Genomic DNA, 18,845 nt, shown 5'->3' on the forward strand with positions numbered 1-18,845 from the left:
AGGAGAGTGACGATGAAATTCAGTGAAACCCTGATCGGCCGCAGCCTGGGCCGTGGCGTGATCGTGCTGACGCTGTCGGCAACCGTGCTGGCCGGCTGTGATGAGCAGATCGTTCTGGCGCCGGGTGCGGTTGATGCCAATGACAGCTGCGGCAAATATGTGACCACGATTGCCGAGGCACGTCAGACCGACATCAACAAGCAGGCGCAGAATGCGGCTGCGGGCGCGGTCTTTGGTGCGCTTTTGGGCGCAGCGGTTTCCAGCAGTGATGACCGTCTGAAGGGCGCACTGGCCGGGGCTGCCGTGGGCGGCCTGGCTGGTTTCTCGGCGACCTATTACAACCAAAAACGCGCCAATGCGCAGGATGCACGGGCGCTTTTGTCCTCGGTCAACCAGGATGCCTCGAAAGAGCAGGTTCTGGTGACGCGCACCGGGGCTGCGGTGGCTGAACTGCGCCGTTGCCGCAATGGCCAGGCCGCTCAGCTGGCCTCGGGGATCAAGTCGGGCAAGGTTGACAAGGCCAATGGCCGCAAGCAGCTGGCGGTGCTGAAAAAGCGGATCGCCACCGACAACAAGGTGATCTCGGCCTCGTTCAACGGCATCGGCCAGCGCGTTGACAGCTATGTTGATGCGACTGCGGCGACGGCCTCGGTGACGCGTGCGCAGGTTCTGGCGGCCTCGAATGCTTCGGCCCGCAATGCACGTGCGGCCACCCCGGCTGTCAGCAAGGTTACGACCAGCACCAAGAACATGACCGCCCAGGACGCCAAGGCGGCAAAAGCGCTGGAAAGCAGCATCAGCTCGATCGAGAAGCTGCTCGGATGAGGGGCGGCCGGCCCTTCGCGCCCGCCACGAAGGGCCGGCGCTTCGCAGGCTTGCGTCTGGTGACGCTTGCGCTGATCACCCTGACCATGGCGGCGCCCCGGCCCGCCATGGCCGATATTGCGCCCGATGTGCTGATCGCTTTCGGACTGCGGCCGCCGGATCGCAACTATGGCCGCGAAACCGCCGCCACGCAGACCGATCTTCTGTGGGTCGGCCATTATTCCGGCCCGACCGATGGCGTGCCCAACAATGAGATGCGGGTCTCGATCCGCAATTTCCAGGAGGCGCTCGGCGACCGCCCGACGGGCGAGCTGAATGATCGCCAGCGCGAGATTTTGCGCAATCGTGCGGCGGCGACCTCGAAAGGGCAGCAGATCCAGACCAGCACCTCCAACTGGACGGGGATCCGCATGGCGCTGCCGATGGGTTTCCTGAGCCAGCCGACCGTTGATGGCGAGGATTTCCGTAACCTGGTCTTTTCGGGCCGGGCGGCGGTGCAGTTCGATCTGCGCCAGATCCGCACCATCGGGGCGACGAATACCGCCGATCTGGCCGCCTTCCTGGTGGAAAATGCCAGGGAAAGTGACCGGAACACCAAGGTGATTTCGCGCGGAAATGCCGGGGGGGTCAGCTACCTGCTGATCGAATCCTCGGGCACGCGGGACTATATCATCATCGGCGCAGATCGTGGCGAGACGCGGGCCATCGTGATTCAGATCGCGGCGGATGCCCAGGCGGCGCTGCAGCCGGTGGTTCTTACCATGTTGGAATCTCTTGATCTTTTTGCGGGCGCGGGCGTCTCTGACAGCGAGCTGGAGGCGCGGCTTTATTCCGGTGACTACCCCGGGATGGAAGATCGCCCCGCCTGGTATCGCACGATGCGGGCGAATGGCTCGGGCTCGCTTGTCTCGACCGAGGGGCATATTCTGACCAATCACCACGTGATCGGGATTTGCACCTCGCTGACTGTGAATGGCCATCCGGCGCGGCTGATCGGGGCCGATGTGCGCACCGATCTGGCGCTGATCCAGAGCGATCACTTCGCCAACCGCGAGCCGATCTCGTTCCGCTCTTCCATGCCGCAGCCGGGCGAGAAGGTGATCGCCATGGGCTATCCGGTGTTCAGCCTGACCCAGGCGCAGAATGTGACCGACGGCATCATCTCCAGCCCTTACGGCATGGAGGGGGATCTTCTGCATATGCAGGTCACTGCGCCGATCCAGCCGGGCAATTCCGGCGGCCCGGTGCTGGATGCCTTTGGCCGACAGGTCGCGGTGGTGGTGGCAAAGCCCAGCCAGGCGGCCCGCACCAGCCGCAGTATCGAAAACGTTGCCTGGGTGATCCGGGGCGAAGTGGCGATAGAGTTTCTTGAACGCTACGGGATCCGGTTCATCCGCGACCGTGGTTCACGCGAGCCGCTGACAACGGCTGAGGTGGTCTCTGGCCATCGGCAGCAGGCGCTGCGGATTGAATGCCACTAAGACCAGTGTGCTTTCGGAACTGAGAAACGCAATGGCCGCCCCGATCCAGGCACGGATCGGGGCGGCCATTTTATCCTGGTTAATCCTCGTCCCGCTCACGCGGCGGGGCGGCGGTGGGAAGAATGTCCAGGGCCGGGTTGCGGCTCGCCGCCTCAATCCCCTGACGCTGACGATGCGCGCCCAGCTGCTCGATATCGCGGATTTCCTGGATGCTGGCCCCCATCGCAGATTCGTTGTTGTCGCCGTCCAGCTCCTGGCGAACCCGGGTCAGAAGGTCATCCGAGGCCAGGTCTGACGCAAAGGACCAAAGGCTGCGGCTGCCCTCTGGGGTGACGGTCTCGGCATCGACGGTTGCCGAGAGAATGCGGGTGCGGAACTTCGACTGCTGGACGCTGGATTCGGTGCCATAGCTGTCGTGGATCGCTTTGCCAGTCATGCTTTTTTGGGTGTTGATCGAGCCGATCAGCTCCAGCAGCACAACAGGCCCGCGATACCAGGTGACATTTTGCACCTCGATCGCGTCGCTGGTCAGACGCCCGCCCTGGCGGATCAGCCCGCGCCCGGTGGCCAGCGCCATCGCAAACCAGACCGGGGCCGAGGTCAGCTGGCGCAGGCCTGCCTCACCCTCGGCAAAGGCATTGATCGCGCCGAAAGGCAGCAGTGCGAAAAGCAGGATCCCCGCCCCGAAAAGCGCGATCAGCAGCGCCGCGATCAGCCGCTTTTGCGCCGCCGCACCTGCGTAATTGCGAATGCGCTGCGGATTGTCCTCGATCAGCACCCGCGCTTTGAAATCGGCGTGGCTGGCGTTTTCCTGGTTCACAGTCTCGATGCCCGACATCGTATAGCGCAGATCGGGGTTGAATTGCTGAAGGCGGGCGCGAAACAGGGTCAGGAACTGCTCGGGCTTTGAGTTGTTCTTCATCCAGGTCATATCGGCTTCGATACGGGCCTGGGCTTTGGGTGCGGTGCGCGGCACCAGGGCGCGGACAAAAGTGAAATCCAGCATCACACAAAGCGCCGAAACGGTAGCGGTGATCGCAATCCAGGGCGCGATGCGCATCGCCGCCTGGGGCAGGTAGCTTTGCAGAAATGCGGGAAGATCAGGCAGTTGCAGCCCGGTGACCGAGGTGCCCAGCAGCGCCAGCATGATCAGGCACAAAAGCGTCAGCGCCCCCCAGAACAGCGCCCGCAAGACGCTGGCAATCGCGCCTTTCAGTGGGTTCAGCAGCCGCCCCGCCGCCTTGCCGAAATGGCGCGGCAGATAGCGCCCGCGCTCGGTCATCAGGGCGACTTCGGCGCGGCTGAGGTTTTCGCGGATATAGCCTTTGCGGCTTTCAAACCAGGGCAGGATCTCATCGGGATTTCGCCAGTCATGCGGCAGCTCTGGCGGGATATAATCGCTTTGCCAGGCCCAGAAGCCGATCTTCAGCCAGCGCAGCGCCAGTGCCGCCAGCGCCAGCCAGGTGATCGACCAGATCAGGCAAAAGCCCATCAGCGCCACAAAGCCGGGCACGATCCCCATCAGCGAGCGCAGCTCTGCCTCGGTGGTAAAGCCAGAAGAGCCGATGCCGAACCGCTCGGCCAGGTCGATCAGAAGGTCGTTGCCAAAGCGGCTGACCGCTTCGCGGATCCCCTCTTCGCGCAGGACGGCCAGGGCGTCACCGCCCAGATTGATCACGCTTTGCCCGGTCAGTGCGGCGGATAGCGCCAGCATCAGAACAAGAATCACACCGGCCGCCAGATAGACCACGCGGATACGGCGGGGCAAATGATCGTAAAGCATCGCAAGGCTCCGTGTCGCCCAGGAAAAGAGGGGGCGGAAATTTCGTATAAAATGGGCTGAAGGCCCGGCTGGGACAAAATAACCGCTTGATATTGAACTTTATTGGCAGGCCTGCGCAAGGGCTATGGCGGTGGCGTTTCCCATTTTGATTTCCGCAATTCCGTGTCTGGATGCGGGGGCAGGGTTGCGTGCTTATTGCGGTTAGCGCCGCAGCGCCTGGCCGCTTTGATGCCTCTTGCACTTTCGCTTCATCTGGCGCACTCATCATACCAGTTGAACATGAGGAGAGAGCCCATGACGAAACTCGCCCTTTTCGGTGCCGGCGGCAAAATGGGGATGCGCCTGACGCGCAACCTGCTGACATCCGATTTCGATGTGACCTATGTCGAGGTCTCGGATGCCGGTCGGAGCCGCGCCAAAGAAACCCACGGCGTGACCTGCGTCACCCCTGATGAGGCGATTGTTGACGCCGAGGTGGTGGTGCTGGCGGTTCCTGATACCGCCATCGGCGCAGTCGCCCGCGATATCGTGCCGAAGCTGAAGTCCGGCACCATGGTAGTCTGCCTGGATGCGGCAGCGCCCTTCGCCAATCACCTGCCGGAACGCGCCGATATCACCTATTTCGTGACCCATCCCTGCCATCCGCCGATCTTCAATGACGAAGCCACGCCTGAAGGCCGCGCTGACCATTTCGGCGGCATCGCGGCGCAGCAAGGTGTCGTCAACGCGCTGATGCAGGGCCCGGAAGAGCATTACGCTCTGGGCGAAAAAGTTGCCAAAACCATCTATGCCCCCGTTGCCCGCAGCCACCGCGTTACCGTCGAGCAGATGGCTTACCTGGAGCCGGGCCTCTCGGAAACCGTCTGCGCCTCGCTGCTGGTTGTGATGCGCGAAGCCATGGATGAGGTCATCAAGACCGGCGTTTCCTATGACTGCGCCCGCGACTTCCTGCTCGGCCATATGAACATCCTTGGCGCGGTGATCTTTGATGAGGTCAAGGGCGGCCAGTTCTCGGATGCCTGCAACAAGGCGATTGAGTTCGGCAAGCCGATGCTGATGCGCGACGACTGGAAGAAGGTCTTTGATTTCGAAGAAATCAAAGCCTCGATCATCCGCATCACCTGATACGGCTATTGAAACCGCCTGCCGCGCCCCTTTCTCCTCCCATTGGCGCGGCGGGCGGCTTTTGCATGCGGGGGGAAGGGGGCGCCAATGGCACAGGAGCAGATCCGTTTTCGCTATCTGATCGAGACGCCGGATGACCCCGAGCGGATGGCGGTCAAGATCGCCACCGATCAGTCGACCGGAACTTTCACCGACCTGCCGGGCGAAACCGCCGACGTAAAGGCGCGTTGCGCGGCCCGGGTGGTTTCGGTCACGGAACTCGAGCCTGCCGCGACACCCGGCTGGCCCTCGGATGCGCCGGGGCCGTTTCGCCGCGCTGAGGTGGTTATTGACTTTCCGCTGGAATCCATCGGCACGGATTTTGCCTCACTGCAGACGATTGGCATCAATGCGCTTTACGGCACGCGGGGGCTGACGGGCGCGAGGCTCCTCGATGTAGAACTGCCCCAGGCCTATGCCGCGCATCCCGGGCCTCAGTTCGGGGTTGAGGGATCTTTCCGCCTTTGCGGCCTGAATTTCCCGGCCAAAGCGCCGATCATCGCCTCGATCATCAAGCCGTCTTTGGGGCTTTTGCCCGAAGAGGTTGCGGTGATGGTGCGCGAGCTGTGTGAGGCCGGGGTCGATTTCATCAAGGATGATGAGAAACTCACCTCGCCCGCCTATTCACCCTTTGACGAGCGGGTGGCGGCGATCATGCGGGTGATTGATGACCATGCGCAAAAGACCGGGAAGAAGGTGGTCTATGCCTTTGGTCTGTCCTCGGCCGACCCTGAGGAAATGGTCCGCCGCCATGATGTGGTGGTGAAACATGGTGGCCAGGCGGCGGTGGTGAATATCAATTCCATCGGCTATGGCGGCATGACGTTTTTGCGCAAGCGCTCACAGCTGGCGCTGCATGCGCATCGCAACGGCTGGGATCTGATGACCCGGCACCCGGCGATTGGCATGACCTTCCGCCCCTATCAGAAGATCTGGCGGCTTTTGGGTGTTGATCAGTTCCAGATCAACGGCATCGCCGCGAAATACTGGGAGCCGGACGAAAGTTTCCTGCGTAGTTTCAAAGATATGGCAGAGCCGATCTTCTCGCCCAAGGATCGCGCCTTGCCGGTTTGCTGCTCTGGCCAATGGGGGGGGCAGGCGACCGCTACCTTCCAGGGCACGGGCGGCGCGCTTGATCTGATGTATCTGGGGGGCGGCGGTATTCATGGCCATCCGATGGGGGCTGCGGGCGGCGTTCGTGCCATTCGCCAGGCCTGGGAGGCGGCGGCCCAGGGCATCGCACTTGAGGTTTACGCGCAGACCCATGCAGAGCTGGCGGCCTCGCTGGCGAAATTCGGGAAGAAGTGATGGCCGCTGATTACGCGCTTGATTTCGCCTGGTATGGCGATGATTTCACCGGGGCTGCCGCCACGATGGAGGCGCTGACATTCGGTGGCCTGCCCTCGGTCCTGTTTCTGGAAACGCCGACCGCCGCGCAGCTGGCGCGGTTTCCGGGGCTGCGCGGGGTGGGGGTGGCCTCGACCTCACGCACAGAAAACCCGGGCTGGATGCGGGAAAACCTGCCCGATGCGTTTCGCGCCCTGGCAGCGCTGCGGCCGAGGGTGCTTCATTACAAGGTCTGCTCGACCCTCGATTCTGCGCCCCATATCGGCAATATCGGAACGGCGCTTGAGATCGGGCTGGGGCTCTTCAACAACCCCTGGGTCCCCATCGTGATCGCCGCGCCGCAGATGCGCCGCTATCAGGCCTTTGGCCACCTTTTCGCGGGCGTTGGCGCGGCGGTGCACCGCCTTGACCGCCATCCGGTGATGTCGCGTCATCCGGTCACGCCGATGGATGAGGCCGATGTCGCCGCCCATCTGTCGCGTCAGACCGATGTGGCAATCGGTTGCCTGACGCTGGAGGATTACGCGGCGGGCGCGGATGCGGCGCTGGCGGCCCTGCTGCGCCAGGGCGTGCGGGCGGTGACGCTGGACGAGATGGATGCCGGGTCTGAGGCCGAGGCTGGCCGTCTGATCTGGCAGGCCTCAGACCATGAACCCCTGTTCGCAATCGGTTCGCAGGGCGTCGAATATGCGGTGATCCGGCATCTGGTGGCCCGGGGGCTGCATCAGCTGCCACCGACACCAGCAAGCCGGGGCAGGGCGGCGACGCCGATGATGGTGGTCTCTGGCTCTGTCTCGCCGATCACGGCGGCGCAGATTGGCTGGGCGCGTGGCAATGGTTTCACCACCTTCGCGCTGGATGCGGCGGCGCTTTGCCGGGGCGAGGATGTGATCGGCCCCCTGCAGGCGCAGGCGCTGGCCGCGCTGCGGTCGGGCCAGGATGTGCTGGTTCATACCGCCGAGGGGCCGGGCGATCCGGCGGTTGCGGCGCTTGCGCAGGCATTGGCGGCCACCGGGCGGGACGGGGCCGCCTTCAATCAGCAGATCGGCGAGACGCTGGGCCGTCTGCTGGCCGATCTGACCCGTGCGGCGGGCCTGCAGCGGGTGGTGATCTCGGGCGGCGATACCTCTGGCCATGCCACGCGGCAGATGGGGATCTTCGCGCTTGAGGCGCTGGTGCCGACGATCCCGGGCGCGTCCCTGTCGCGGGCCCATGCGAGCGGCGATTTCGACGGGCTGGAGATCGCGCTGAAAGGCGGCCAGATGGGCAGCGAGGATTACTTCGGCTGGATCCGCGATGGCGGCGGCGCGCGCGGCTAAAAAGTGCGGCATTGATGAACAGACGAAGGGGGCAGCCGGGAACGGTTGCCCCCTTCGTCATTGCCGGCCTCGCGCAGCGCCGTCTGAGTATGTCCTGGCATACCGCTGCATACTTTCTTTGCCGGGGTGCGACATTTTGCCTTCACTCTGGCTTTGAAACGCAGTAACGGAACGATACCGTTTCGTTTCGTTGTGGCCTGCCGCCGGACAAATCCGGCCCTGCAGGACCACGCAGGAGGCATGATGAACGACAAAACAGTGGCCGGTTCGACCGGCGGCGGCTGGCAGCGCCTGGTGCTTATCGCACTTGGCGGGCTGCTGGCTCTGGTGGGCCTGTGGCTGGCCGTGCAGGGGATCAGACTGATCTCGCTGGGCGGCAGCTGGTATTACCTGATCACCGGGATCCTTCTGGTGATCACCGGGGGCCTTTACATCGCACGCAAGCCCGTGGCGGCGCTGCTGCTGGCGCTGACCGCGCTTGGCACGCTGGCCTGGGCCTATTGGGAAGTGGGCAGCAATTTCTGGGGCCTGGTGCCGCGTCTTGCGCCTTTCCTGGTCATGGGGCTGGTCGCAGGGCTGATCCATCCGATTGTGACCCGTGGCCGCTATAAGGCCGCCAGTTTCGCAGTGGCGGCGCTTTTTGCCGTAGCGCTGGCCTTTGGCTTTGCCGCCATGCTGCGCCCGCATGGGGTGACGGTGGCATCGGTCAAACCGCAGCTTGACGAGGTTGCACTGCAAAACGATGGCAGCGCCAACTGGGAATTCTACGGCAATGACCCCGAGGGCACCCGCTATGTGCCTTTCGACCAGATCAACAAAGACAATGTGAAGGATCTGGAAGTCGCCTGGAGCTTCCGCTCGGGCGAGCTGGCCGAGGGGGCCTCGGAAAGCCAGAACACCCCCAGCCAGATCGGCGACACGGTCTATACCTGTACGCCGACCTCTGAGGTGATCGCGCTTAACGCGGACACAGGCGACGTGAAATGGCGTCACCGCGAAGAGCTGAAGAACACCAAGACCGTCTGGAACCGCTGCCGTGGCGTTGGCTATTACGAGCCGGCCTCGGTCACCAATCCCTATCCGGTCGAGGGTGAGGCGCATATCGTCCCTGCTGCAGGCTCGCTTTGTTCGCGCCGCATCATCCAGGTGACGATGGATGCCGATATCGTGGCGCTTGATGCGGAAACCGGGGCGCTTTGCACCGATTTCGGTCAGGGCGGCAAGGTTTCGATGATGACGGGCCTGGGCGATGTGAAATTCCACAACAGCTTTTCCTATGCCTATACCTCGGCCCCGACGATCATTCGCAACCTGATCGTGGTTGGCGGCTGGGTGTTTGACGGCCGTGCGCTGGACGAGCCCTCGGGCGTGATCCGCGCCTTCTCGGCTGACACTGGTGCGCTGGTCTGGGCCTGGGATCTGGGCAACCCCGAGATCACCAAACTGCCGCCCGAGGGTGAGACCTATACCCGCGGCACCCCCAATATGTGGACCCATCCGGCCTTTGATGAGGAACTTGGCCTTGTCTATATGCCGCTCGGCAATGAGCAGCCCGATTTCTGGGGTGGCTCGCGCACGGCGCAGACCGAGAAATTCTCCAGCGGTCTGGTTGCGCTGGATATTGCGACGGGGCGTGACAAATGGGTGTTCCAGACCGTTCATCACGACATCTGGGACTATGACCTCGCCTCGCAGCCCTCGCTTTACACCATGCCTGACGGTGTGCCTGCGCTGGCGCTGCCCACCAAACGCGGCCAGATCTTCCTGCTTGATCGCCGCGACGGTAAGCCGATTGCCGGGGTCGAGGAACTGCCTGCGCCCCAGGGTGCCGCCTATGGCGACTGGACCGCAGAGACCCAGCCGCACAGCACCGAGATGCCGGGCTTTGGCACCAAAGCGCTGACCGAGGCCGATATGTGGGGCGTCAGCTTCATCGATCAGCTGTCCTGCCGTATCGCGTTCAAAGAGCTGAACTATCAGGGCGAATTCACCGCCCCGCAGCTGGAGCCGACGCTGATCTATCCGGGCTATTACGGTGGCTTCAACTGGGGATCCGCCGCGCTGGACAAGCGCTCGGGCTATCTGTTTGTCAATGACATCCGCATGCCGCAGGTGGTGACTTTGCGCCCGGCGGAAGGGGTTGATTTCGACAGCCTCGTTTCGGGTCACGGGGTCGGCTCGACCTATCCGATGATCGGCACGCCCTTTGTGATCGACCATGCGGCCTTCAACTCGCCCCTGGGTCTGCCCTGCAATGCGCCGCCATGGGGTGTGTTCGGCGCGGTTGACCTGAAGACCAAATCGCTGGTCTGGGAGCGTCCTGCAGGCACGGTGGAAGATGTGGTTGTCGGCGGTATCCGCGCCGGGCTGCCGGTGCCTTTGGGCATGCCGACGCTGGGCGGCGGTGTGGTGACGGCCTCGGGTCTGGTTTTCTATGCCGGAACCCAGGACTTCTATCTGCGCGCGATGGATATCGAGACGGGTGAAGAGGTCTGGAAAGGCCGTCTGCCGGTCGGTGCCCAGGCCACGCCGATGAGCTATGTCTCGCCGGAAACGGGCAAGCAATATGTGGTGATCGTGGCAGGGGGCGCACGTCAGTCGCCCGTGCGCGGTGACTACGTGATCGCCTATGCGCTGCCCGACAAGGGGTGATGGGGTCACTCCCTATCTGGTGAAATGAATTGGGGCCGCCCGCATTCTGCGTGGCGGCCCCGATCTTGTCTGGCGGTTTTTGTCTGGCGGATGCGTTCAGGCCGGGAAATTCGCGTCATAGGCGGCGACCAGGGCGCGGGCTTTGCGGCGGATCTCATCCGCGCTGTCGCCGGGGCGATAGACGGCGGTGCCCATGCCGAAAGTGGTGACGCCCGCGCGCAGGTAATCGGCCATATTCTCTGGCGTGACACCGCCGACCGCGCCGACCACCGTGCCTTTGGGCAGAACAGCCATCAGCGCCTGGATGCCCGCAGGCCCCATCAGCGAGGCGGGGAAGAATTTCAACCCGGCCGCGCCCGCGTCCAGCGCGTCAAAAGCCTCGGTCGGGGTCAGAACGCCAGGCATCGTCACCATCCCGCGGGCGACCGCATGGCGGATCACGGCGGGGCGCATATTCGGACTGACCATCAGCCGCCCGCCCTGATCGGCTACCTGATCGACATGCGCGACGCTTAGCATGGTGCCGCCGCCGATCAGCGCTCGGTCGCCAAAACCGCGCACCATCCGGCCGATGCTTTGCAGCGGATCGGGCGAGTTCAGCGGCACCTCCAGCGCCTCGAACCCCTCTTCGATCAGGATTTCGGCGGCGGTTTCGGCCTCAGATGGGGTGATGCCGCGCAAAATGGCGACAAGGCCGCGTTTCAGACCTGGCCAGCGGGTCGGATCAGACATCTTAAAGGCTCCAGATTTCTTTCGCGGCGCAGAGCAGCCCGGCTTTGGTCGCGGTTTCCGCATCGGCAAGGCGCGGCTGATGCCCGGCACGGATCAGGCCCGCGTGGTAAAGCGCGCCCAGCCCCTCCTGGCCCAAAAGCGTGACGCCGTCGCCGGTGATTTTTGGGGCCATGCGGGCGATCTCGGCCCCGATCAGCAGCCCAGACAGCCGCGCCTGGGCGGCGACGGGGGTGCTATAGCCCAAAAGCCCGGCGGCGCGGATCGGGAACAGCGCCTCAGACAGGATCGCCGGATCGGCCAGTGCCTGATCCAGCGCGGCCAGGAAGTCGGGATCCTCGGGGCTGACATGGCCCCCTTCGGGCATCACAAAGCGCAGGACGCTTTGATTGGCCAGCAGGCTGAACAGCTCGCCCGTCATGAAGCTTTGAAATCCGGTGATTGCCGTGCCGCTTAGGCTGGCCCATTTGCAATGGGTGCCGGGCATGCAGATCAGTCCCTGATGGCCCAAAAGCATCAGGCCCAGCAGCTGGGTTTCCTCGCCGCGCATCACATCGGGCGCGGCGGGGTCGGGGTTTGAAACCCCGGGCAGAATGCGGATATCGCGGCCAAGCACCGGACCCTGTGCCAGCCGCAGCGCACCTGCGGCGAGGGCAGAAACCGGGGCGGGCAGGGGGACATAGGGAACCTCGGCCCAGCCCGACCGTGCGCCCGCCATGCCGCAGATCAGCACCGGCCAGTCGCCCGGCGCATTGACCTTTGCCAGATGCGTCATCAGCACCGGGGCAAAGCCCGTCTGCTGACATTGCGCCATGCCCTCGGCCCCGCGCGAGCTGGCCGTGGTCTCGCCCCTGGCATTGATCAGCCAGAGGCGGAAGGACGATGTGCCCCAGTCGACCGCGATGAAACCGCTCATGTTTCAGCCGCGCCAAAGGTGCCACGGCGTTCCAGCGCGGCGCCCGATGCGTCGAACAGGTGGCAGTCGGCCGCGTTGAAAGAGACGCTGACATCGGTATCGGCATCCAGTTTCTGATCACCGGGCAGCACGATGCAAAAGCCCGTCTCGCTGTCTTTCAGCGTCGCATAGGCGATGGTCTGCTGGCCGAGATGCTCGACCACGCCGGGGGTGACGGCAAGCGACATCTCACCACCGGAAAGCCGCAGATGCTCGGGGCGGATGCCAAGGCTGAGGGTCTGGCCCACCGCATTTGCCGGCGCATGCACCGGGATCGTCACCGCCTGGCCCTGCCAGTCGATCACCGCGCCCTGATCGGTGACGGCCTTGCAGGTGACGGGCAGGAAGTTCATCCGGGGATTGCCTATAAAGCCCGCAACAAAGGTGTTTTGCGGCTTGTGATACAGTTCAAGGGGCGCGCCGACCTGCGAGATATAGCCGCCGTTCAGCACCACGATTCGGTCGGCCATGGTCATGGCCTCGACCTGGTCATGGGTGACATAGATCATCGTCGCGCCCAGCTGCTTGTGCAGGCGGGTCAGCTCGATGCGCATATCGGCGCGAAGGGCGGCGTCGAGGTTCGAGAGCGGCTCGTCGAAGAGGAAGATCCCGGGTTCGCGCACGATGGCGCGGCCAATGGCGACGCGCTGGCGCTGGCCGCCCGACAGCTGGCCCGGCTTTTGCTGCAGGCGCTGATCGAGGTGCAGGATCTTTGCCGCCGCCGTGACTTTCTCGCGGATCACCGCTTCGGGGGCTTTCTCGACGCGCAGCGGGAAGGCGATGTTTTCATAGACCGACATATGCGGGTAAAGCGCATAGCTCTGGAACACCATGGCGATGCCGCGCTCGACCGGGGGCAGGTCATTGACGCGCTTGTCATCGATCACGATATCGCCCGCGCTGGTATGTTCCAGCCCGGCAATCATCCGCAAAAGCGTGGATTTCCCGCAGCCCGAGGGGCCGACAAAGACGACAAACTCGCCCTCGGTCACATCCAGATTGACCCCTTTGACGACCTCGATCGGGCCGAAGGTCTTTACCACGTTTTTCAGAGACAACTGGCCCAAGGGCTAAATCCTTTTCAACTCTGGCAAATCACGGCGGCAACCATTGGCTGCCGCCGTGAGGGCTTTTGCGGCCGGGGAGGTGCGGCCGCAAAAGTCGCTTACTTATACTCTTCCAGCGCGCCGGCGGCTTTGGTCAGCGCGGCCTGCGGCTCGGCCTTGCCGGTCACCACCGATTGCACCATCTCGATCATCACGTTCTGGAAGCCTTTATAGTCGGTGAACAAAGGCTCTGGCCCGCCGAATTCGATCCCGTCGACAAAGGGCTTCCAATAGGACGCAGCCGCGATCATCGCGTCAACGGCGGGGCTGGGGCGCAGCGGCGTCAGACCGGCGGCACCACCTGCCTCATATTCTTCCTGCACCTTGGGCGAGGTGATGAATCTTGCGAATTCAATCGTCTTGTCCTCAACGCCCGAACCTTTGAACACCGCAAGGCTGTCGGTGATCAGCAGCGTGCCCTTGCCCTTGGCCGAGGGCCCCAGCGGCAGATCTGCGACGCCCCAGTCAACCTTGGTGTCAGCCAGCAGGAAGGCCGCGCCGACCGAGGCCTGGATCATGCCGACCTGACCATCAAGGAAGATCGCCCGGATCTCGTTTTGCTCATAGGCGGTTGCACCCTCGACGGACCAGGGCGTGATGTCCTTATAGGCCTGAAGCGCGGCCAGAACATCGGGGTTGTCGATGGTTACATTGCCTTCGGCGTCAATGATCTGGCCATTGTTGGTGTAAACCCAGTGCAGGAACTGGTGCACGGTATTGTCGAAGGTTTTCGCGGGAAGGCCGTAACCTGCCTTGCCGGTCTTTTCCTTGATGATTTTGGCGTATTCGATTTCCTCGGCCCAGGTGGTCGGGGGCTTTTCGGGGTCAAGGCCAGCCTCTTTGAAAAGGCCCTTGTTCCAGTAAAGCGCCTTGGTCGAAAAGGCGATCGGCACGCCCCATTGGGTGCCGTCAAAGGTGACGGTGTCAACGATATGCGGGTAATAGGCGGCTTTTTCTTCATCCGTCATCGGCACTTCGACGATCAGATCGTTCAGCGCAAATTCCTTCAGCGTGCGCGAGCCAACATAGGCCATCGAGGCGGGCGAGCCTGCGGCTGCAAGCGTGGTTGCCTTGTCCTGGCACTGACCCCAGCCGACGACCTCTGGCTTGACAGTCCAGCCCTCATTGGCGGCTTCCCACTCCTTGATGAATTTCTCATGGACCGGGTCCATTTTGTCGCCGCAATAGATCCAGCTGATTTCCTCAGCCAGGGCGGGCAGGGCGGTTGTGGTGGCAAGCACCGCGCCGAGCAGGCTTTTCTTAATCAGATTGGTCACGTCACATACTCCCGGTTGTGATGGTTAATTATTGTTGCATCCGCTATTTCACCGCGCCGGCTGTCAGCCCGCCGACAAGGTATCTTTGCAGGAAGAAGATAATGACCAGTGCCGGGGCGATGCCCACGAAAGCGGCGGCCATCAGCTCGTTCCAGACCACGTCCTGCTTGCCGAAGAAGGCGTAAAGGCCAATCGGCAGCGGCATATATTCGGTCTTGGAGTTAAAGGTCAGCGCGAAGATGAATTGCTGAGAATAGGCGCCGATGAAGGTCACAATCGCCACCACGATGATGCCCGGGCTGGCAATCGGCAGGATCACCCGGCGGAAGGTGTAGAACTGGCTGGCGCCATCGGTATAGGCGGCCTCGTTCAGCTCTGTCGGGATGCGCATCATATAAGTGCGCAAAAGCCAGATCGCCGAAGGGATCAGGAAGGCAGCCCCCGGCACGATCATCGCCCAATAGGTGTTCAGCATGCCAAGTGTGCGCATCAGCCGGAACAGAGGGATCAGCAGCACCGCGCCCGAAAACATCGAGACCGCCAGAAAGCCGCCCAGCACCAGCCCCATGCCGCGGAAATCAAACCGCGCAAAGGCATAGGCGGCGGGCACCACCAGCAAAAGCACGATCACCGTGGCGACGGTCGAGATCAGGAAAGAGTTGAACACATACCAGGCAAAGCCGGGCACCCGCTCCCACATGGTGAAATAGGCGTCAAAGCTGCCATTCTCGGGCCAGAAGCTGTAGGGCGTCGAGAAAAGCTCGGCCAGCGGTTTCAGGCTGACCAGGAAGCCCTCGATAAAGGGGGCCAGCATGAAGAACAGGAAGACGAAGATCCCGGCATAGATGGCGATCACTTCCCACCAGCGGTAGCGGTCGATCATCGGCGTATTGTCGTTGTGAAACAGTGCCATGATTACTCCTTCCCGCCCATATTCTGCAGCTTACGCGTCACCCGGAAATAGGCCAGGCAGAAAAGCGACAGGAAGATACAGATCACCACCGCACGCGCAGCGCCTTCGCCGTATTTCTTGGATCCGATGGCGGTCTGATAGGTGTCGATGATCATCGTCGTGGTCGAGCCCGATGGCCCGCCCTGCGTCAGGATCCAGATGATATCGAAAGAGTTGAAGGTGGCGATCAGCGACAGCATCGACATGGTGACCACGGCGGGCATCATCAAAGGCAGGGTGATGCGGCGGAACCGGGTCCAGCGGCTGGCACCATCGGCCCAGGCGGCCTCATATAGGTCTTTCGGGATCGACTGGATCGCGGCCAGGAAATAGATCGTCACCATCGGCACGCCGATCCAGACGTCGGTGACAATCGTTGCCCAATAGGCGGTATGGCCATAGGCGAGGAAGGCGACCGGCCCATCGGTGATGCCAAAGCGCTGCAAGAGGCCAGAGATCATCCCGAACTGGCCGTTATACATCCAGCCCCACATGAAAATGCCAATCGCCATCGGCACGATCCAGGGCGGCATGGTCAGGATGCGGAACACATGGCGGCCCGGCACGGCGGCATTCAGAAGCACGGCCCCGAATGTGCCGATGATCATCTTCAGCGCCACCGAGAAGAAGGTCCAGGTGAAGGTGCGCCAGATCACGCCCGCGAAAGTCTCGTTGAAAATCTTTTCATAATTCGCGGTGCCGACGTAATTCGTCACCTTGCGCAGGCTGGCGTCGGTAAAGGACAGGCGGAAGGTCTCAACCAGCGGCCAGGCGACGATCACCAGCACATAGATTATCGCAGGCGCCAGCAGCGCCCAGGCAAAGAACAGCGAAGAGCGTGAATTGATCATGCGGCCCCCTTGCGGGTCAGCGCCTCGTCATAGCGGTCCCAGATCGGGCGCAGATCGACCACCTGGCGGGAATGGCGCGCCTGATCCATCGAAAGCGCCAGGACGCCTGCCTCAAGCGCGTCGAGCGTCGAGACCGGCAGCGCCGCACCTTTGGTGACATTGGCGACAATGCCTGCGGCCATTTCCTCATCCGCGCCGTAGTGCTGCGAAAGGGCGGTGGCCTTATACTCGCGGTCGATCACCCGCTCTTCGGTCAGGGCGTCGGTCACGCGGAAAAAGCCGCGAATGAAATCGCCCTCGGCCTGGGCGCGGGTGCCAAAGGCGGCAAAGCGGCGGAACTGATCGGGGGCGTTCAGATTGGTGTGGAAGTTCATCCCCACGCCATTCGCATATTCCACAATCGCCACCTGATAGTCGATGATATCGCCGTCAGAATCGAAAACCTTGTCCGAGCCATTCCAGCCCGAAGGTTTCTTATGAAAGACTGACATATCGTTAACGCCATAGCTGCGCGGGTCATTGGCGGGGATAAAGGTCTTGCGCCCGCCGAAAGAGGCCACACGCTCAGGCCGCGCCTGGATCAGACCGTTGTAAAGGTCGAGATCATGGCAGCATTTTTCCAGCATGAAGCTGCCGGACCATTTCTCATAGCGCCGCCAGTCACGCATGAAAAACGCGCCGTGATAGGGGTAGATATGCTCGGCCGCCTCAATCGAGACGATATTCCCCAGCGTGCCCGCATCGCGTGCGGCCAGCAGGTCGCGGTACAGCGGCGCATAGCGCAGCACGAGGCCGACCGAGAGGTTCTCATGGCCGTATTTCGCCAGCAACTGCGCCAGCGCATAGGTGTCCTCAATCGAAGAGACGATAGGTTTTTCTGAGAAAACCTTCACCCCCGCTTCCAGGCCCAGACGGATATGCCCGAGGTGGAAATGGTTCGGCGAGCCGATCATCAAAAGGTCAAAACCGCCCGCTTTGATCAGCGCCTCGGGGCTGTCATGGCTGATACCGGCGGGGATATTGTGCTCTTGCAAAGTCGCCATGCCAGCGGGCGCGGGATCGTAATAGCCTACGATCTCAAAATCCGGGTCCATTTCCCGAAACACATGGCCAAGATAGCCGAGACGATAGCCCAGGCCGATTATAGCGACTCGCATTCCACACTCCCTGTGGAGAAATTCTTTTTCTGGATCATGGGATCTGGCAGGGTGCCCGTCAATATAATTTCATCATTTTCTGAAAAATGTGTAATTCGTTTTCACGTGCTGCCTGTGCTCTGCGCATCGTCGCGCCGATGGCGCAGCAAAGGCGGGCCATTTGTCGGAAAGAATGCACGGTCTGCGGCCAGGCGACGTGTTTCGCCTTCGGCTCGGGCGGCGCGTTTTCGCCTTCGGCTCGGGCGGCCTGTTTCCGCCTTCGGCTCAGGCGGCGCGTTTTCGCCTTTGGTTCAGGCCAAGCACGGCCGCGCCCACCAGACCCGGCTCGATTGCGCATTGTGCGGGCACGATCAGCGGGCGGTCATAATGCTGCAGGATGCGCGCGCGCACGGCATGGTCAAGCGCGGCGATCAGCGGGCGCGCGTTCGACAGCCCGCCGCCCACTGCCATGATTCCAGCCCCCAGCATATTTTGCACCATGGCCAGCGGCCCGGCCATCAGCTCCAGCCAGATTTCAATCGTGCGGCTGGCCGAGGCCTGGCCATCCTGCCAAAGCGCGACGATTTCCTCAGAGCTGGCGGTGGCGCAGGGGTTCAGGATGGCATGCAACCGCTCCATCCCGCGGGCCGAGCAGATCGCGTCCAGGCATCCCACCTGGCCGCAGCCGCAGGGAATGGCGGGCAGCACGGTCTCGCCGATGATGCGCTGTGCAACCGGGCCGTGACCCCATTCCCCCGCGAACCCGCCCGAGGCATTGATCAGCTCGCCGCGCACCACGACGCCGCCACCGACCCCGGTGCCGATGATGATGCCAAAGACCACCGCATGGCCCGCGCCCGCGCCCAGCGTCGCCTCGGCCAGGGCAAAGCAATCGGCGTCATTTCCGAGGATCACCGGCAGGCCAAGAGCGGTCTCAAGCGTGGATTGCAGATGCAGCCCGGTCAGGCAGGGGATATTGGCGACGGTGGCAAGGCCGGTTTCAGGGTCGATCACCCCGGCGATGGAAAAGGCCAGCCCCTCTGGCGGGGTCGAGGCGTTTTCAATCGCCGCCCGCAGGACCGCAATGAAGGCGGCAAGGTCATGGCCGGGCGTGGGCACCCGCCCGCCGGGGCGGATGTCATCTTGCGCAAAGGCCTCGGCCGTTTTGATCGCGGTGCCGCCGATGTCGAAACAAAGGATCAAGGGTTTCTCCAGAGGGTCTGAGGGGCGGGCTTTGGGTTGCGATGCCGATTAAATGGGGGCCAATT

15 protein-coding genes are annotated in these 18,845 nt (G+C 62.8%); 6 read left to right on the forward strand and 9 right to left on the reverse strand.

Annotation, left to right across the window (positions count from 1 at the left end; translation table 11 throughout):
* Positions 1-12: 12 nt before the first annotated feature.
* Both HOY34_RS12375 and HOY34_RS12380 read left to right on the forward strand, forming a co-directional pair.
* Positions 13-825 carry a glycine zipper 2TM domain-containing protein gene (locus tag HOY34_RS12375; RefSeq protein WP_172363303.1) on the forward strand — a complete coding sequence of 271 codons (813 nt, stop codon included), beginning with the start codon at positions 13-15 and terminating at the stop codon, positions 823-825.
* A complete protein-coding gene (locus HOY34_RS12380) occupies positions 822-2,306 on the forward strand; it encodes a serine protease (protein WP_172363305.1) in 1,485 nt (494 codons plus the stop codon). Before HOY34_RS12375 ends, HOY34_RS12380 begins: the two co-directional genes overlap by 4 nt.
* A gap of 79 nt (positions 2,307-2,385) precedes the next feature.
* Here the strand turns inward: HOY34_RS12380 and HOY34_RS12385 are convergent, their stop codons facing one another.
* Complete coding sequence (locus tag HOY34_RS12385) at positions 2,386-4,089, reverse strand: hypothetical protein (RefSeq protein ID WP_172363307.1); 1,704 nt, start codon at positions 4,087-4,089, stop codon at positions 2,386-2,388.
* A gap of 294 nt (positions 4,090-4,383) precedes the next feature.
* On the opposite strand from HOY34_RS12385, the gene HOY34_RS12390 reads away from it, so the two are divergent.
* The 4 genes from HOY34_RS12390 (at position 4,384) to HOY34_RS12405 (ending at position 10,571) form a co-directional block, all read left to right on the forward strand.
* Positions 4,384-5,214, forward strand: coding sequence for a phosphogluconate dehydrogenase C-terminal domain-containing protein (locus tag HOY34_RS12390; RefSeq protein ID WP_172363309.1), 831 nt, complete (start codon positions 4,384-4,386; stop codon positions 5,212-5,214).
* A gap of 87 nt (positions 5,215-5,301) precedes the next feature.
* Positions 5,302-6,561, forward strand: a complete 1,260-nt coding sequence (locus HOY34_RS12395; RefSeq protein ID WP_172363311.1) for a RuBisCO large subunit C-terminal-like domain-containing protein — start codon at positions 5,302-5,304, stop codon at positions 6,559-6,561.
* The gene (locus HOY34_RS12400) at positions 6,561-7,919 is read left to right on the forward strand and encodes a four-carbon acid sugar kinase family protein (protein WP_172363313.1); all 1,359 of its coding nucleotides are present in this window, start codon (positions 6,561-6,563) and stop codon (positions 7,917-7,919) included. Before HOY34_RS12395 ends, HOY34_RS12400 begins: the two co-directional genes overlap by 1 nt.
* Before the next feature lie 243 nt (positions 7,920-8,162).
* On the forward strand, positions 8,163-10,571 hold the full coding sequence (locus tag HOY34_RS12405; RefSeq protein ID WP_172363315.1) for a membrane-bound PQQ-dependent dehydrogenase, glucose/quinate/shikimate family: 2,409 nt from the start codon (positions 8,163-8,165) through the stop codon (positions 10,569-10,571).
* 96 nt (positions 10,572-10,667) lie between these two features.
* Here HOY34_RS12405 and HOY34_RS12410 read toward each other — a convergent pair whose 3' ends face one another.
* The 8 genes from HOY34_RS12410 to HOY34_RS12445 all read right to left on the reverse strand — a co-directional run bounded on the left by HOY34_RS12410 (position 10,668) and on the right by HOY34_RS12445 (position 18,780).
* Positions 10,668-11,303: a 2-dehydro-3-deoxy-6-phosphogalactonate aldolase gene (locus tag HOY34_RS12410; RefSeq protein WP_172363316.1), complete on the reverse strand. Its 636-nt coding sequence runs from the start codon at positions 11,301-11,303 to the stop codon at positions 10,668-10,670.
* Position 11,304: 1 nt separating this feature from the next.
* The gene (locus HOY34_RS12415; protein WP_172363318.1) at positions 11,305-12,216 is read right to left on the reverse strand and encodes a 2-dehydro-3-deoxygalactonokinase; all 912 of its coding nucleotides are present in this window, start codon (positions 12,214-12,216) and stop codon (positions 11,305-11,307) included.
* On the reverse strand, positions 12,213-13,322 hold the full coding sequence (locus HOY34_RS12420) for an ABC transporter ATP-binding protein (RefSeq protein WP_172363320.1): 1,110 nt from the start codon (positions 13,320-13,322) through the stop codon (positions 12,213-12,215). The genes HOY34_RS12415 and HOY34_RS12420 overlap by 4 nt, the downstream gene beginning before the upstream one ends.
* Before the next feature lie 98 nt (positions 13,323-13,420).
* The gene (locus tag HOY34_RS12425) at positions 13,421-14,638 is read right to left on the reverse strand and encodes an extracellular solute-binding protein (RefSeq protein ID WP_366926957.1); all 1,218 of its coding nucleotides are present in this window, start codon (positions 14,636-14,638) and stop codon (positions 13,421-13,423) included.
* Positions 14,639-14,681: 43 nt separating this feature from the next.
* Positions 14,682-15,551, reverse strand: coding sequence for a carbohydrate ABC transporter permease (locus tag HOY34_RS12430; protein ID WP_253944430.1), 870 nt, complete (start codon positions 15,549-15,551; stop codon positions 14,682-14,684).
* A gap of 2 nt (positions 15,552-15,553) precedes the next feature.
* Positions 15,554-16,441, reverse strand: coding sequence for a carbohydrate ABC transporter permease (locus HOY34_RS12435; protein ID WP_172363322.1), 888 nt, complete (start codon positions 16,439-16,441; stop codon positions 15,554-15,556).
* Positions 16,438-17,598 carry a Gfo/Idh/MocA family protein gene (locus HOY34_RS12440; protein ID WP_172363324.1) on the reverse strand — a complete coding sequence of 387 codons (1,161 nt, stop codon included), beginning with the start codon at positions 17,596-17,598 and terminating at the stop codon, positions 16,438-16,440. Before HOY34_RS12440 ends, HOY34_RS12435 begins: the two co-directional genes overlap by 4 nt.
* A 264-nt stretch (positions 17,599-17,862) precedes the next feature.
* Complete coding sequence (locus HOY34_RS12445; RefSeq protein WP_172363326.1) at positions 17,863-18,780, reverse strand: ROK family protein; 918 nt, start codon at positions 18,778-18,780, stop codon at positions 17,863-17,865.
* Positions 18,781-18,845: the final 65 nt, after the last annotated feature.

It is taken from the genome of Pseudogemmobacter hezensis (genome assembly GCF_013155295.1).
GTDB classification, from domain to species: Bacteria; Pseudomonadota; Alphaproteobacteria; order Rhodobacterales; family Rhodobacteraceae; genus Pseudogemmobacter; species Pseudogemmobacter hezensis.

Coding starts and splice junctions, on each gene's coding strand:
- HOY34_RS12395 (WP_172363311.1), top strand. CDS start 5,302: ATGGCACAGGAGCAGATCCGTTTTCGCTATCTGATCGAGACGCCGGAT.
- HOY34_RS12385 (WP_172363307.1), bottom strand. CDS start 4,089: ATGCTTTACGATCATTTGCCCCGCCGTATCCGCGTGGTCTATCTGGCG.
- HOY34_RS12430 (WP_253944430.1), bottom strand. CDS start 15,551: ATGGCACTGTTTCACAACGACAATACGCCGATGATCGACCGCTACCGC.
- HOY34_RS12410 (WP_172363316.1), bottom strand. CDS start 11,303: ATGTCTGATCCGACCCGCTGGCCAGGTCTGAAACGCGGCCTTGTCGCC.
- HOY34_RS12405 (WP_172363315.1), top strand. CDS start 8,163: ATGAACGACAAAACAGTGGCCGGTTCGACCGGCGGCGGCTGGCAGCGC.
- HOY34_RS12375 (WP_172363303.1), top strand. CDS start 13: ATGAAATTCAGTGAAACCCTGATCGGCCGCAGCCTGGGCCGTGGCGTG.
- HOY34_RS12380 (WP_172363305.1), top strand. CDS start 822: ATGAGGGGCGGCCGGCCCTTCGCGCCCGCCACGAAGGGCCGGCGCTTC.
- HOY34_RS12440 (WP_172363324.1), bottom strand. CDS start 17,598: ATGCGAGTCGCTATAATCGGCCTGGGCTATCGTCTCGGCTATCTTGGC.
- HOY34_RS12390 (WP_172363309.1), top strand. CDS start 4,384: ATGACGAAACTCGCCCTTTTCGGTGCCGGCGGCAAAATGGGGATGCGC.
- HOY34_RS12400 (WP_172363313.1), top strand. CDS start 6,561: ATGGCCGCTGATTACGCGCTTGATTTCGCCTGGTATGGCGATGATTTC.
- HOY34_RS12415 (WP_172363318.1), bottom strand. CDS start 12,216: ATGAGCGGTTTCATCGCGGTCGACTGGGGCACATCGTCCTTCCGCCTC.
- HOY34_RS12435 (WP_172363322.1), bottom strand. CDS start 16,441: ATGATCAATTCACGCTCTTCGCTGTTCTTTGCCTGGGCGCTGCTGGCG.